This is a genomic window from Janthinobacterium sp. SUN128, from assembly GCF_030587275.1.
Classification (GTDB): domain Bacteria; phylum Pseudomonadota; class Gammaproteobacteria; order Burkholderiales; family Burkholderiaceae_D; genus Janthinobacterium; species Janthinobacterium lividum.
Map to the genome: position 1 here is coordinate 4,159,293 of NZ_JAPWHY010000001.1, position 14,350 is coordinate 4,173,642.

The following is a 14,350-nucleotide window of genomic DNA, read 5'->3' on the forward strand; positions in this document are numbered from 1 at the left end:
AGGCCTCTTGCGAGTGCCTGCCTTTTTTATGTCGATTAAGACTTAGATGACAATCGTTTGATGCTCGTCACCCACGCGGGCGCGGATGGTGCCGATGCGCGAGACGGTTTCGCCGGCCGCCTGCAATTGCGCGATGGCGGCGTCCGCGTTTTCCTGCGAGACGATGACGGTCATGCCGATGCCGCAGTTGAAGACGCGGTGCATTTCGGCGTCAGCCACGCCGCCGTGCTGCTGCAGCCACGTGAACAGCGGCGGCATGGTCCATGCCTTCGAGTCCAGCTCGGCCACCAGGCCAGGCTGCAGCACGCGCGGGATGTTTTCCACCAGGCCGCCGCCGGTGATATGCACCATGCCCTTGACTTCCATGGCATCCATCAGCGCCAGCAGCGGCTTGACGTAGATGCGCGTCGGCTGCATCAGCACGTCGGCCAGCTTGCGGCCGTGGAAGTCGCCTTCCAGGTCCGGCTTCGCCACTTCGATGATCTTGCGCACCAGCGAGTAACCGTTCGAGTGCACGCCCGACGAGGCCAGGCCCAGCACCACGTCGCCCGGAGCGATCTTGGTGCCGTCGATGATTTTCGATTTTTCCACGGCGCCGACGGCAAAACCTGCCAAGTCGTATTCGCCGGCAGGGTACATGCTCGGCATTTCCGCCGTTTCGCCGCCGATCAGCGCGCAGCCCGCTTGTTCGCAACCCTGGGCGATGCCCTTGATGACGTCGGTGGCAATGGCCACGTCCAGCTTGCCGCAAGCGAAGTAGTCGAGGAAGAACAGCGGTTCGGCGCCTTGCACCAGGATGTCGTTGACGCTCATGGCGACCAGGTCGATGCCGACCGTGTCATGGCGGTTCAGTTCGAACGCCAGGCGCAATTTGGTGCCCACGCCGTCGGTGCCCGAGACCAGCACCGGTTCCTTGTACTTCTTGCTGATTTCAAACATGGCGCCAAAACCGCCCAGGCCGCCCATCACGCCTTCGCGCAGGGTGCGCTTGGCAAACGGCTTGATTGCTTCGACTAAAGCGTCGCCTGCGTCGATATCGACGCCAGCGTCACGGTAGGAAAGGGAAACATTAGAAGTCTGGTTCATGGTGTGGTGGCAGCGGAGGCGGTAAAATAGAAGGCGGATACCCGCCGGCACGCGCGCGCAAGCATGTTTTTCAACATCATGCGGCAGGGCGCCAGCGGGTGAATTCGGTCGATCAAGTCGCTATTTTATCAAACTGCCCCGCCATTTCGTAATTAACTGCCTTTTTTTAACGCAACAGCACAAACTACATGCCATTCGCCATCACCGCCGAACAGAAGCAAACAGCATTTTGGATCGCGGTCTGGCTGGCATTTTTGCTGCTGCTCGTCAGCCTGGGCCCCATCCTGACGCCCTTCCTGGCCGCCGCCATCCTCGCCTACGTGCTCAATCCCGGCGTCGACCGGTTGCAGCGCCTGCATTACAAGCATTTTTACGTGCCCCGTCCGCTGGCCGTGCTGGTCGTCGTAGTGTTGTTTTTCCTCGCCATTACGGCGCTGGTGCTGATCGTCGTACCCGTGCTGCAAAAGGAAATCCCGCTGCTGCAGGCGCAAATCCCGCAATTCCTGAACAAGGCCAACGATTTCCTGGCGCCGAAGCTGCGCGACCTGGGCATCCGCGTGCGCCTCGATGGCACCGGCATCAAACGCATGCTGAGCCAGCAGATGGCCACCAGCGGCGATGAAATCTGGAGCACGGTACTCGCCTCGGCCCGTATCGGCGGCACGGCCGTGCTGGGCTGGCTGGCCACCGTGGTGCTGATTCCCGTGGTGCTGTTCTATCTGTTGCTGGATTGGCATCCGATGCTGGCGCGCATCGCCGGCGCCGTGCCGCGCCGCTGGGTCGGCCGCACGGTGGGCATGGCGCAGGAAGTCGATACCCTTCTGGCCCAATATCTGCGCGGCCAGCTGCTCGTCATGCTGGTGCTGGCCACGTATTACTCGGTGGCGCTGGCCATCGCCGGTTTTGAAGTCGCATTGCCTGTGGGCATCATCACGGGCTTGCTGGTGTTCATTCCCTATCTGGGCTTCGGCCTGGGCCTGATGCTGGCGCTGATCGCCGCCCTGCTGCAGTTTGCCGACTGGAGCGGCGTCATCGCCGTGGCCGTCATCTATGGCTGCGGCCAGGTCATCGAAGGCTTTTTCCTCACGCCGCGCCTGGTGGGCGAGCGCATCGGCCTGAACCCGCTGGCCGTGATCTTTGCCTTATTGGCTTTCGGACAATTGTTCGGTTTCGTCGGCGTTTTGCTCGCTTTACCCGCTTCTGCCGTCCTGATGGTCGCTTTTAAGCATCTAAGACGCCACTACCTGTCCAGCACCTTCTATAATGCGTGACAAGGTGACTGACATAAGCTGCTGCGCGTCGCACTTTGCGGCCGGCGATGCTCACCGTACTACAGTACGGTTGCGCTTCTCGGCCACAAATCGCTGCCGCTCGCTACGCTTCTGCCAGGCACTCGATACGACTACAATGTTAAATTAATAAAAATCCAACAACAAACGCGATGACGACGCACAAGCAGTAATGAAAAACAGGACAAGGCGTACGCCATGAAACAACTGGTGCTCGATTTAGGCACAGACCAGGCGCACAGCCTCGATACCTTCGAGGTGGGACAGAATGCCGAAGTGGCGCAGCTGATGCGCCAGTTCGCCGCGCGCACTTCGCGCGAACATTTTGCCTACCTGTGGGGCGAACTGGCCGCCGGCAAGAGCCACCTGCTCAAGGCCCTGGCCAGCACCGAGCGCGCGCGCTACATTTCGCCATTCTCGATCGAGTCCGAATTCGTGTATTCGCCTGATGTGGATTTGTACCTGCTCGACGACTGCGAAAAACTGTCGCCGCTGGCGCAGATCGATGCCTTTGCCCTGTTCAATGAAATCCGCGCCAACAAGGCCTACATGGTGTGCAGCGGCGCCGTGCCGCCGGCCGTGCTGCCCGTGCGCGAAGACTTGCGCACGCGCATGGGATGGGGCCTGATCTACCAGATCCACGGCTTGACGGACGATGAAAAAATCGCCGCCCTGACCCAGGCGGCCACCACCCGCGGCTTGACCTTGTCGCCCGGCGTGTTACCCTATCTGCTGTCCCATTTCCGGCGCGACATGCGTTCGCTGTCGACGATGCTGGACTCTCTCGACCTCTACTCCCTTGAAACCCAACGCCCGATCACCTTGCCATTGTTGCGCGAGTTGCTGCAGGCGGAAGCGAAAGAATGATGAATCTGGCCCTGTTTGACCTCGACCACACCCTGCTGCCCATCGACTCGGATCACGAGTGGGGCGAATTCCTGGTACGCATCGGTGCCGTGGACGCCGCCGAATTCACCCGCCGTAACGACGAATTTTTCGCGCAATACCAGGCCGGCACGCTCGATCCGGTGGAATACCTGGAATTTTCCCTCGGCACCCTGGCGCAATTCCCGCGCGAACGCCTGGAAGCGCTGCACAAGCAATTCATGGCTGAAGTGGTCATGCCGGCCATCCGCCCGGAAGTCGTGGCCCTGCTGAAACAGCACCAGGACGCGGGCGACCTGCTGGCCATCGTCACGGCCACCAACCATTTCATCACCAAACCCATCGCCGATGCGCTGGGCGTCGAGCACCTGCTGGCCGCCATGCCAGAATATGACACGCAAGGCAATGTCACGGGCAAGCTGGTAGGCACGCCGACCCTGGGCGCGGGCAAGCTGACCCACACCTATGCCTGGCTGGAAAAGATGGGCAAGGAACTGGGGCAGTTCGAGCGCAGCTATTTTTACAGCGATTCGCACAACGACATTCCCCTGCTGTCGGTCGTGACCCACCCTGTCGCGACCAACCCCAATACCGCTTTGAGCGCACACGCATCCCTCCACGGCTGGCCATCACTTCACTTATTCAATGATTAAAAAATTCATCCGCAAGATCCTCGGCGTTAAAAAAGAGGCAGCGCGCGACACCACGGCACCCATCGTGCTCGGTCCTGCGCAACACGGAATCGACCCGAAACTGGTGTCGTCGAATGCCATCCGCGTCACCAGCAGCCTGCAGGAAGCGGGCTTCGAGGCCTTTGTCGTCGGCGGCGCCGTGCGCGACCTGCTGCTGGGCGTGAAGCCGAAAGACTTCGACATCGCCACCAACGCCACGCCGGAACAGGTCAAGCGCTTGTTCCGCCGCGCCTTCATCATCGGCAAGCGCTTCCAGATCGTGCACGTGATGTTCGGCCAGGATTTGCTGGAAGTGACGACCTTCCGCGGCGCCGGCGCCGACTCCGCGCCCAAGGATGAACATGGCCGCGTCCTGCGCGACAATACCTTCGGCTTGCAGCACGAAGATGCGCTGCGCCGCGACTTCACCATCAACGCCATGTACTACAACCCGGCCACGCAGGAAGTGCTGGACTACCACGGCGGCGTGGAAGACATCCGCGCCAAGACCTTGCGCATGATCGGCAAGCCGGAAGAGCGCTACCGCGAAGATCCCGTGCGCATGCTGCGCGTGGTGCGCTTTGCCGCCAAGCTGAAATTCACCATCGAGCCGCACACGGCCGCGCCGATCCCCATCATGGCACCGCTGATCAACAACGTGCCCGCGCCGCGCGTGTTCGATGAAATGCTGAAACTGCTGATGAGCGGCCACGCGCTGGCCTGCCTGCAGCAGCTGCGCAAGGAAGGCTTGCATCACGGTCTGCTGCCGCTGCTCGACGTGGTGCTGGAACAGCCGCTGGGCGCAAAATTCGTCACCCTGGCGCTGGACGCCACGGACGCCCGCATCGCCGCCGGCAAGACCGTCTCGCCGGGCTTCCTGTTCGCTTCGCTGCTGTGGCACCAGGTACTGGAAAAATGGACGGCCTACCGCGCCGCTGGCGAATCGACCATTCCCGCGCTGCACCTGGCGGCCGACGACGTGCTCGATTCGCAGACGGAAAAGCTGGCCTTGCAGCGCAAGATCGGTTCCGACATGCGCGACATCTGGTCGATGCAGCCGCGCTTCGAGCGCCGGGTCGGCAAGGCGCCGTACAAGTTGCTGGAGCACCTGCGCTTCCGCGCCGGCTACGACTTCCTGCTGCTGCGCTGCGCCTCTGGCGAGATCGACATGGACATCGGCGAATGGTGGACGGCCTTTTATGAAGGCGACGAGGAAACGCGCGAAGCGCTGCTCGTCAGCGCCAATGCCGCACCGGGCGCCGTCAAGAAAAAGCGCCCGCCACGCCGCAGCACGCGCAGCAAGACCGGCGGCGGCTCGGCCACCGGCGGCAGCAGCGACGAATGATGGACGCACCTGCGCTGGTCACCGCTTACATCGGCATCGGCGCCAACCTGGGCGACGCGCGCGCGAATGTGCGGGACGCGATCGCGCGCCTGGCGCGCCTGCCAGGCGCCAGCTTGCTGGACGCCTCGGCCAGCTACCGCACGGCGCCCATCGATTCGAGCGGTGACGACTACGTCAACGCCGTGGCGCGCATCACGACCACCCTGCCGGCAGAGGAACTGCTGCTGGCCCTGCACGCCATTGAGGCGGCGCATGGACGCGAACGGCCTTACCACAACGCCCCGCGCACCCTGGACCTGGACTTGCTGCTGTACGGCGATGAACGGATCGCCAGCGCCACGCTGACAGTGCCCCATCCGCGCATCACCGAGCGCGCCTTCGTGCTGGTGCCGCTGCTCCAACTGGCGCCCGCCGTCATCGTGCCCGGACTCGGTCCGGCGCAGGACTACCTGGCGGCCGTGGCCGATCAGGCCATCAGTCAGCTCTGACCCCAGCTCCGACCCGTTTCGCTCCCATCCTCTACAATGCCGCTCCTGCAGCAGGCCGCATAAAGTACTACACTAGCGGCGTTGCACCCCTTTCACTCTAGAGAATACCTATGTCCGCTTATTTGCAAGGAACAGATCTGGCCGCAAAAGACAAGGCCGCCACACCGGCGCCGGCGCCATCCAAGCCTGTCGCCAACAAGGCCGTGACCATCCACACCCTGGCCACGCTGCGCGCCGCCGGCGAAAAGATCACCATGCTGACCTGCTATGACGCCAGCTTTGCGTCCCTGATGGACCGCTGCGGCGTGGAAATCCTGCTGATCGGCGATTCGCTCGGCATGGTCTGCAATGGCCACAACTCCACCCTGCCCGTCACCGTGGCCGAACTGGCCTACCACACGGCATCCGTGGCGCGCGGCAGCAAGTCGGCCATGATCATGGCCGACCTGCCATTCGGCGCGTACGGCACGCCTGAAACAGCCTATGCCAACGCCGTCATCCTGATGCAGGCTGGCGCGCACATGATCAAGATCGAAGGCGGCGCCTGGCTGGCCGAGATCGTCCGTTTCCTCACCGAACGCGGCATCCCCATCTGCGCCCACATCGGCCTGACGCCGCAATCCGTGCACCAGCTGGGCGGCTATAAAGTGCAGGGCAAGAGCACGGAAAGCGCGGCGGAACTGAAGAACGACGCGCTGGTGCTGCAAAACGCGGGCGCCGCCATCGTACTGATGGAAGCCATGCCGTCGCAGCTGGGCAAGGAAGTGACGGACATGCTGACCATCCCCACCATCGGTATCGGCGCCGGTCCCGATTGCTCGGGCCAGGTGCTCGTCATGCACGACATGCTGGGCGTCTTCCCGGGCCGCAAGGCGCGCTTCGTGCGCAACTTCATGGAAGGCGCGGCCAGCATCGACGACGCCGTCATCGGCTATGTCAAAGCCGTCAAGGATGGCAGCTTCCCGGCGCTGGAACACTGCTTCTGACGTAGTTTGTTTTAAGTCGGCTTGCGCGCTGCGCGCCAAGCCGACCTACGAGACCATCAACGCCGTAGGCCGGGTAGGTCGGATTAGGCGGGGCCGCCGAGGCCGCAGGCCGTAATCCGACAACACCACAGGCGCAAACCCCTACCCCACCTGTATCCACGTCGTCTTCAGCTCCGTGTACTTGTCCAGCGCGTGCAATGACTTGTCGCGCCCATTGCCCGACTGCTTGTAGCCGCCAAACGGCACGGTGATGTCGTCGCCGTCGTACTGGTTGACGTGCACGGTGCCCGCACGCAGGGCGCGCGCCGTCTGGATGGCTTTGCTGATGTCCGACGTCCATACGGCCGCCTGCAAGCCGTACGGCGTGGCATTGGCCTGTTTCACCGCCTCGCCGATATCCGTAAAGCCCAGCACGGACAAGACGGGGCCGAAGATCTCTTCGCGCGCGATCGTCATGCCCGCGTCCACGCCGAAGATGGTCGGCTGCACATAGTAGCCCCCCGTTTCCGCGCGCACGGCCTCGCCGCCGCCCAGCAGCTGCGCGCCTTCGCTCTTGCCGGCCGCGATATAGCCCATCACGGTTTGCATCTGCGTGGCGTCGACGATGGCGCCCATGACGGTGGCTTCGTCGAGCGGGTCGCCGGGCTGGAAGCGCGGCAGCATGGCCAATGCCTTGGCCAGGAATTCTTCCTTGATCGACTCTTCCACAAACAGCCGCGAAGGCGCGTTGCAGCTTTCGCCCTGGTTGAAGAAGATGGAACCGACGGCGGCCGCCACGGCCTTGTCCAGGTCAGGGCAATCGGCGCAAACGATGTTGGCGGACTTGCCGCCCAATTCCGTCCACGCCCGTTTCAGGTTTGACTGGCCCGCCATCTGCACGATCAGCTTGCCCGTGCGCGTGGAACCCGTAAAACCGATGCAATCGACATCCATGTGCAGCGCCAGCGCGGCGCCCGCCTCGTTGCCGTAGCCGGGCAGCACATTGAAAACGCCGGCCGGCACGCCCGCTTCCAGCGCGATGTCGGCCAGGCGCAAGGCCGTCAATGGGGATTTTTCGGAGGGTTTGAGGATCACGCTATTGCCTGCCGCGAGGGCCGGCGCGATCTTCCAGGCAGCCATGATCATCGGGTAGTTCCACGGCACGATGGCGGCGACGACGCCCACCGGTTCGCGCGTGATCAGGGCCAGGCTGTTGGCGGGCGTGGGCGCGATTTCATCGTAGACCTTGTCGATCGCCTCGCCATACCAGCGCAGGCAGTTGGCCGTAGCGCCCACGTCCACGCTCTGGCTGTACTTGATCGGTTTGCCCATGTCCAGGGTTTCCAGCAAGGCCAGCTCGGGGCCGTACTTCTGCACCAGGTCGGCGAACTTGATCAGCACGCGCTTGCGCTGCGCGGGCGATTTCCCTGCCCAGCGGCGGTCCTCGAAGGCGGCGCGCGCGGCCTGCACGGCCGCATCCACGTCCGCCCCATCGCAACGGGCCACTTGCCCCAGGAGACGCCCATCGATGGGCGACAGATTGTCGAAAGTCTGGCCTGACCTGGCCCCGGCGCGCTCGCCATTGATAAAGGCGCGGCCATCGATCGCGAGCGCTGCGGCCCGTGCATGCCAGCTGGTGTTTTCCGTCATGGTCGTCTCCTGCAAGGTGAAAACGCCAGCTTACTCCTAGTCTGCCAAATAAGCCGCAGACATCTGCTTGCGCCGTCTCCGGTCCGCGCGCGCCAGCATCACGGCATACGCGATCACGGCAAGCGTCACCACCAGGATGGTCAGCGCGGCGATGGCATTGACGCGCGGATCGAGCCCCAGGCGCGCGCGCGAAAAAATCACCAGCGGCATCGTCGTCGAACCGGGACCGGACAAAAAGGCCGACAGCACCACGTCGTCCAGCGACAGGGTAAATGTCAGCAGCCAGGCCGACGCCAGCGCCTGCGTGATATTCGGCAGGGTCACGAGGAAGAATACCTGGTGCGCGCGGCAGCCCAGGTCCATGGCCGCTTCGGCCAGGGATTTACTCATCTCCTGCAGGCGCGACTGCACCACCACGGCCGCATATGCCATGCCCAGCAGGGTGTGGCCCAGCCAGATGGTGAGAACGCCACGTTCGGGGAAACCGAAGACCTTTTGCATGGACACCAGCATCAGCAGCAGGGACAGGCCGATGATCACTTCCGGCATCACCAAAGGCGCGCTGACCATGGCGGAAAACACCGTGCGGCCACGGAAGCGCTGGTAGCTGCTCAAGGCGAAGGCGGCAAACGTGCCGAGGATGACAGACGAGGTGGCCGACATGAAGGCGATCTTCAGGGACAAACCGAAGCCCGAGATGATTTCCGTGTCGCTCATCAACTCGCTGTACCAGCGCAGCGAAAAGCCGCTCCACACCATGTCCTGGCGCGAGCTGTTGAACGAAAAGACGATCAGCACGATGATGGGCAGGTAGAGGAACAGATAGCCGAGCGAGAGCCAGCCGCGGCCGAACCAGCGCTGCAGGAAATTACGTCCGTTCATGTGCGTTCCTCCGCGTTCTGGTCCGTCTTGTATTTGTTAAAAATGGCCATCGGCACGAGGATCAGCAAGACCACCAGCACCGTCACCGACGAAGCCATGGCCCAGTCGTTGTTCGTGAAATATTCATCCCACAGCACGCGGCCGATCATCAGGGTTTCCGGGCCGCCCAGCAGCTCGGGAATCACGTATTCGCCCACGGACGGGATGAACACCAGCATGGCGCCGGCGATGATGCCCGATTTCGACAGGGGCACGGTGATGCGCCAGAACGCCTGCAAGGGCGTGGCGCCCAGGTCGGCCGCCGCTTCCAGGAAGCGCATATCCATTTTCACCAGGTTCGCGTACAGGGGCAGGATCATGAAGGGCAGATAGGCGTACACCATGCCCACCACCAGCGAAAACGAGGTGTTCATCATGTGCAGCGGTTCGCTTACCACGCCCAGCGCGATCAGCAGGTCGTTGAGCAAACCGTGGTTGGCCAGGATGCCCTTCCACGCATACACGCGCAGCAGGAAAGAGGTCCAGAACGGCAGCATCACCAGCATCATCAGCACGGGCCGGATCGATGGCTTGGCGCGCGCCATGAAGTAGGCGAACGGGTAGCCGATGAAGAGGCAGATGGCGGTCGTGATGGCCGCGTATTTCAATGAACTGAGATAGGTGAGCAGATACAGTTCATCGGCGGCGATGAACAGGTAGTTGGCGATTTTGACCTTCAGCACGACGATGCCGTCGACATACGACAGCAGGCCGCCGAAGGGGCTGCCCGCCGTGTCCATGTCGGACAGACTGATACGCAGCACGATCAGGAAAGGCACGAGGAAGGCTGCCGCCAGGAACAGCGAGGGCACGGCGATGACGGCGTTGCGCCCAGTAACCCAGCGCAGGGTGACAAGGTTACGCAGCGATTGCAGGATGGACGTCATGATGGCCTCAGCTGGTCAGCACGACGATGTCGGCGCCATCCCACCACACCCACACGCGCTGTTCGCGCTCGAGGCGCGCGGCGTCGTGGCGGGCCGCGTTGGTGCGCGAGACTTTCACCACCGTGCCGCTGTCGAGGCGTACGTGGTAGCTGGTTTCATTGCCAAAATATGCCATGGCGACGATCACGCCCTGGGCGCAGTTGTAGCCATGTTCCGCCGGCGACGCGCGCTCTTGCAAGGCAGGTGGCTCGATCTGGATGCCGATTTTTTCGGGGCGCACGGCCACCGAGACATCCATGCCCAGGTTGCCTGTGATGCCGTGCGAAACATAGTGCTCGCCATCGGCGGTGGCGATGACCACGTGGTCGGGTTCATCTTCCGTGATGCGGCCGTCGAACAGGTTGACGCTGCCGATGAAGTCGGCGACAAAACGGCAGTTCGGCGTCTCGTAGATTTCGCCGGGAGCCCCCACCTGCAGGATGCGCCCTTCGCTCATGACGGCGATGCGCGTGGCCATGCTCATGGCCTCGTCCTGGTCGTGCGTGACCATCACGCACGTGACGCCCACCTGCTCGATGATATTGACCAGTTCCATCTGCGTGCGTTCGCGCAGTTTTTTATCCAGCGCGCCCAGCGGCTCGTCGAGCAGCAGCAATTGCGGACGCTTGGCCAGGCTGCGCGCCAGCGCCACGCGCTGCTGCTGCCCGCCCGACAACTGGTGCGGCTTGCGCTTCGCATACTGCCCCAGTTGCACCAGCGCCAGCATCTGCTCGACCCTTGACGCCACTTCCGCCTTTGGCAAGCCATCGCGGCGCAGGCCGAAGGCGATGTTGTCCCACACGGACAAATGGGGGAACAGCGCATACGACTGGAACATCATGTTGATGGGGCGCTGGTGCGGCGGCACGTCGACGATGCTGTTGCCCGCCAGGGCGATGCGCCCCGACGTCGGCGTCTCGAAGCCGGCCAGCATGCGCAGCAGGGTCGACTTGCCGCAGCCTGAACTGCCGAGCAGAGCGAATATCTCGCCCTTGTTGATCGTCACGGAAATATCATTGACGGCGCGCACGCCATCGAATTCCTTGACCAGTTGATCAATCAGCAAGAAAGGCGCTGGGGCGTCGCTGGCCGAAGCAAAGGGTGTTGCTATCGTCATGTGTGGGTGGCTTCTGGGTAAGAGGGTGTCAAAATGAAAAACTGGCCACTACAAAGAGCGGCCAGGATGGAAGTTTAGCGGAACTGCCGCCATTGCGGTCCAAAAAATGCGCAGATGGCGGCAAAATGGGGCAAAAACCTACACCCAGCCCTTCGCTTTCACCTCCGCATGGGTCTTGTCGAGGCACACGCGTATCAAGCCCACCATTTCATCGATCTGCGCGCGCGTCATCACCAGCGGCGGGGCGACGATCATGCGTTCACCCACGGCGCGCATGATGACGCCGTTGTCGAACATGTGGCCGCGGCAGATCATGCCCACGCCCTGGTCCTCGTCGAACAGCTCGTTGTCATGCACGGTGGCGCCCTTCTTGCGCACGAGGTTCAGGCCCGCGACCAGGCCACAGCTGTCCGCATAGCCGACCAGCGGATGTTCGCCCAAGCTGGCGAAGCACTGCTTCAGGTACGGTCCCGTATCGTCGGCCACCTTCGCCACCAGCTGCTCTTCCTCGATGATGCGGATGTTTTCCAGCGCCGCCGCGCAGGCAACGGGGTGGCCGGAATACGTGAAACCGTGCGTGAATTCGCCGCCCTGCTCGATCAGCACCTTGGCTACCCTGTCGCCCACCAGCACGCCGCCCAGCGGCACATAGCCGGACGTGACCCCCTTGGCAAAGGTGATCAGGTCGGGCTTTATGCCGAACAGTTCGGAGCCGAACCAGCGCCCCAGGCGGCCGAAGCCGCAGATGACTTCATCGGCGATGAGCAAAATGCCGTACTTGTCGCAGATGCGCTGGATCTCGGGCCAGTAGGTCGATGGGGGAATGATGACGCCGCCGGCGCCCTGCACCGGCTCGCCGATGAAGGCGGCCACCTTGTCGGCGCCGATTTCCAGGATCTTGTCTTCCAGCCAGCCAGCCGCCTTTACACCGAATTCCTCGGGGCTCAAGCCGTGGCCCGACTCCAGGTAATTGGGCTGGCCGATATGCGCGATGCCGGGGATGGGCATGCCGCCCTGCGCATGCATGCCATCCATGCCGCCCAGCGACGCTCCCGCCACCGTGCTGCCGTGATAGGCATTGTGGCGGCTGATGATGGTATGTCTCTCCTTGTAGCCGAGGATATCCCAGTAGCGGCGCACCATGCGCAAATTCGTGTCGTTGCCTTCGGAGCCGGAACTGGTGAAGAACACGTGCTGGAACTGCGGCGGCGAGATTTGCGCCAGCTTGGCGGCCAGCTGCGCGGCCGGCACGTTGGTCGTGCCAAAGAAGCTGTTATAGAACGGCAGCGTCTCCATCTGCCGGTACACAGCTTGCGAGATCGACGTGCGGCCGTAGCCCACATTCACGCACCACAGGCCCGACATGCCGTCGACGATCTTCTTGCCCTGGCTATCCCACAGATAGACGCCGTCGCCGCGCACCATCACCCTGGCGCCCTTGCTTGCCAGGTCCTGGAAATCGGTGAATGGATGCAGGTAGTGGGCCGAGTCCATCTGCTGGATGGCGGCCGTGTCATACACCTGCGGCGCCGCGTTTTTCTGCGCCACGGAGGCGACCAGGGCAGCGCTCGGCGCCAGCGGATTGTTTGTTGTACTCATTGCGATCCTTTCTTAAACGTGGAGCAGAAGATGCTCGCGCTCCCACGGGCTGATGACGGTCATGAACTCCTGGTGCTCCAGGTCCTTGATGGCCGCATACACGTCGATGAAGCGCTCGCCCAGCACCGTGCGCAGCTTGTCTTCCGCGCGCAGCAGCTGCAGGGCTTCGGGCAAGCCTTGCGGCAGTTCGAACTTCATGTCATAGGCGCTGCCCACCATCATCGGCGTCGCTTCCAGCTGCTCCGTCATGCCGAGATAGCCGCAGGCCAGCGTGACGGCCAGGGCCAGGTAGGGATTCGCGTCGGCGCCGATGATGCGGTTTTCCACGCGCCGGTCCTGCACGCCCGACTCGGGCACGCGGAAGCCCACCGTGCGGTTGTCCAGGCCCCACTGGATGTTGATCGGCGCGGCCGTATGGCGCACGATGCGGCGGTAGGAATTCACGTAGGGCGCGACGATGGCCATGGCCGACGGCATGTAGCGCTGCAGGCCCGCGATGTAATGCTTGAAGATGGGCGCGGCCGAACCGTCCTCGTTGCTGAAGATGTTCAGGCCTGTCTTCGCATCGACGACGCTCTGGTGCACGTGCATGGCGGAACCTGGCTCGCCGGCCATCGGCTTGGCCATGAAGGTGGCGTACATATCGTGTTTCAGGGCCGCTTCGCGCAGGGTGCGCTTGAAGAAAAACACCTTGTCGGCCAGGCCCAGCGGATCGCCGTGCAGGAAGTTGATTTCCATTTGTCCCGCGCCGATCTCGTGGATCAGCGTGTCGACGTCAAGGTTCATCAATTCGCAGTAATCGTAGATATCCTCGAACAGGGGATCGAACTCGTTGACGGCGTCGATGCTGTACACCTGGCGGCTCGTCTCGGCCCTGCCGCTGCGGCCGATGGGCGGCTTCAAGGGCAAGTCCGGGTCCGTGTTTTTCGCCGTCAGGTAGAACTCCAGTTCCGGCGCCACCACGGGTTTCCAGCCCTTGTCCGCATACAGTTTCAGCACGCGCCGCAGCACGGATCTTGGAGCGAAATCGACCAGCATGCCGTCGGCGAAATAGCAGTCGTGGATGACTTGCGCGGTGGGATCGGTTGCCCACGGCACCATGGTGATGGTGGTGGGATCGGCCTTCAAGATCATGTCGCGGTCGGTGCTGGAAATGGCGCGGTCGTAGCCGCCATCGTCGACCGGGTAATTGCCCGTCACCGTCATGCCGAGTACCGCTTCCGGGATGCGCATGCCGCGCTCCTGGGTGAATTTCCCGCGCGGCAGGATCTTACCGCGCGCCACGCCCGTCAGGTCGGGTACCAGGCATTCGATTTCCGTGACACGCTTTTCATTGAGCCACAAATCCATATCCGTATAGGTGAAATTTTCACGTATTGCCATGTTTCCCTCTCGTTGGTCTTGATCG

13 protein-coding genes are annotated in these 14,350 nt (G+C 62.7%); 6 read left to right on the forward strand and 7 right to left on the reverse strand.

Annotation, left to right across the window (positions count from 1 at the left end; translation table 11 throughout):
* Nucleotides 1–42 precede the first annotated feature (42 nt).
* The gene (purM, locus tag O3297_RS18795; RefSeq protein ID WP_034788683.1) at nt 43–1,086 is read right to left on the reverse strand and encodes a phosphoribosylformylglycinamidine cyclo-ligase; all 1,044 of its coding nucleotides are present in this window, start codon (nt 1,084–1,086) and stop codon (nt 43–45) included.
* Between the two features lie 188 nt (nt 1,087–1,274).
* Between purM and O3297_RS18800 the strand changes: the two genes are divergently transcribed.
* From O3297_RS18800 to panB, 6 genes are all read left to right on the forward strand, one after another.
* Nucleotides 1,275–2,357: an AI-2E family transporter gene (locus O3297_RS18800; RefSeq protein ID WP_034788685.1), complete on the forward strand. Its 1,083-nt coding sequence runs from the start codon at nt 1,275–1,277 to the stop codon at nt 2,355–2,357.
* 216 nt (nt 2,358–2,573) lie between these two features.
* Nucleotides 2,574–3,242 (forward strand): DnaA regulatory inactivator Hda, encoded by a 669-nt coding sequence (gene hda / locus O3297_RS18805; RefSeq protein WP_034788687.1) that lies wholly within the window; start codon nt 2,574–2,576, stop codon nt 3,240–3,242.
* A complete protein-coding gene (locus O3297_RS18810) occupies nt 3,242–3,913 on the forward strand; it encodes an HAD family phosphatase (RefSeq protein WP_070254851.1) in 672 nt (223 codons plus the stop codon). Before hda ends, O3297_RS18810 begins: the two co-directional genes overlap by 1 nt.
* Nucleotides 3,906–5,276, forward strand: coding sequence for a polynucleotide adenylyltransferase PcnB (gene pcnB, locus O3297_RS18815; RefSeq protein ID WP_176376587.1), 1,371 nt, complete (start codon nt 3,906–3,908; stop codon nt 5,274–5,276). Before O3297_RS18810 ends, pcnB begins: the two co-directional genes overlap by 8 nt.
* Nucleotides 5,276–5,764: a 2-amino-4-hydroxy-6-hydroxymethyldihydropteridine diphosphokinase gene (folK, locus tag O3297_RS18820; protein WP_305049710.1), complete on the forward strand. Its 489-nt coding sequence runs from the start codon at nt 5,276–5,278 to the stop codon at nt 5,762–5,764. The genes pcnB and folK overlap by 1 nt, the downstream gene beginning before the upstream one ends.
* Before the next feature lie 110 nt (nt 5,765–5,874).
* The gene (panB, locus tag O3297_RS18825; protein WP_305049409.1) at nt 5,875–6,750 is read left to right on the forward strand and encodes a 3-methyl-2-oxobutanoate hydroxymethyltransferase; all 876 of its coding nucleotides are present in this window, start codon (nt 5,875–5,877) and stop codon (nt 6,748–6,750) included.
* Nucleotides 6,751–6,891: 141 nt separating this feature from the next.
* On the opposite strand, the gene O3297_RS18830 is transcribed toward panB, so the two are convergent.
* The 6 genes from O3297_RS18830 to O3297_RS18855 form a co-directional block, all read right to left on the reverse strand.
* Nucleotides 6,892–8,379, reverse strand: coding sequence for an aldehyde dehydrogenase (locus tag O3297_RS18830; protein WP_305049410.1), 1,488 nt, complete (start codon nt 8,377–8,379; stop codon nt 6,892–6,894).
* Between the two features lie 36 nt (nt 8,380–8,415).
* On the reverse strand, nt 8,416–9,261 hold the full coding sequence (locus tag O3297_RS18835) for an ABC transporter permease (RefSeq protein WP_070281693.1): 846 nt from the start codon (nt 9,259–9,261) through the stop codon (nt 8,416–8,418).
* Complete coding sequence (locus O3297_RS18840; protein ID WP_305049411.1) at nt 9,258–10,187, reverse strand: ABC transporter permease subunit; 930 nt, start codon at nt 10,185–10,187, stop codon at nt 9,258–9,260. The genes O3297_RS18835 and O3297_RS18840 overlap by 4 nt, the downstream gene beginning before the upstream one ends.
* A 7-nt stretch (nt 10,188–10,194) precedes the next feature.
* Entirely contained in the window at nt 10,195–11,343 is a 1,149-nt protein-coding gene (locus O3297_RS18845) for an ABC transporter ATP-binding protein (RefSeq protein WP_151097270.1), read from the reverse strand.
* Between the two features lie 138 nt (nt 11,344–11,481).
* Nucleotides 11,482–12,942 carry an aspartate aminotransferase family protein gene (locus tag O3297_RS18850; RefSeq protein WP_151097272.1) on the reverse strand — a complete coding sequence of 487 codons (1,461 nt, stop codon included), beginning with the start codon at nt 12,940–12,942 and terminating at the stop codon, nt 11,482–11,484.
* Nucleotides 12,943–12,954: 12 nt separating this feature from the next.
* Nucleotides 12,955–14,325, reverse strand: coding sequence for a glutamine synthetase family protein (locus tag O3297_RS18855; protein ID WP_034788700.1), 1,371 nt, complete (start codon nt 14,323–14,325; stop codon nt 12,955–12,957).
* Nucleotides 14,326–14,350: the final 25 nt, after the last annotated feature.

Coding starts and splice junctions, on each gene's coding strand:
- O3297_RS18830 (WP_305049410.1), bottom strand. CDS start 8,379: ATGACGGAAAACACCAGCTGGCATGCACGGGCCGCAGCGCTCGCGATC.
- panB (WP_305049409.1), top strand. CDS start 5,875: ATGTCCGCTTATTTGCAAGGAACAGATCTGGCCGCAAAAGACAAGGCC.
- folK (WP_305049710.1), top strand. CDS start 5,276: ATGGACGCACCTGCGCTGGTCACCGCTTACATCGGCATCGGCGCCAAC.
- O3297_RS18810 (WP_070254851.1), top strand. CDS start 3,242: ATGAATCTGGCCCTGTTTGACCTCGACCACACCCTGCTGCCCATCGAC.
- O3297_RS18800 (WP_034788685.1), top strand. CDS start 1,275: ATGCCATTCGCCATCACCGCCGAACAGAAGCAAACAGCATTTTGGATC.
- O3297_RS18850 (WP_151097272.1), bottom strand. CDS start 12,942: ATGAGTACAACAAACAATCCGCTGGCGCCGAGCGCTGCCCTGGTCGCC.
- hda (WP_034788687.1), top strand. CDS start 2,574: ATGAAACAACTGGTGCTCGATTTAGGCACAGACCAGGCGCACAGCCTC.
- O3297_RS18845 (WP_151097270.1), bottom strand. CDS start 11,343: ATGACGATAGCAACACCCTTTGCTTCGGCCAGCGACGCCCCAGCGCCT.
- O3297_RS18835 (WP_070281693.1), bottom strand. CDS start 9,261: ATGAACGGACGTAATTTCCTGCAGCGCTGGTTCGGCCGCGGCTGGCTC.
- pcnB (WP_176376587.1), top strand. CDS start 3,906: ATGATTAAAAAATTCATCCGCAAGATCCTCGGCGTTAAAAAAGAGGCA.
- O3297_RS18855 (WP_034788700.1), bottom strand. CDS start 14,325: ATGGCAATACGTGAAAATTTCACCTATACGGATATGGATTTGTGGCTC.
- purM (WP_034788683.1), bottom strand. CDS start 1,086: ATGAACCAGACTTCTAATGTTTCCCTTTCCTACCGTGACGCTGGCGTC.
- O3297_RS18840 (WP_305049411.1), bottom strand. CDS start 10,187: ATGACGTCCATCCTGCAATCGCTGCGTAACCTTGTCACCCTGCGCTGG.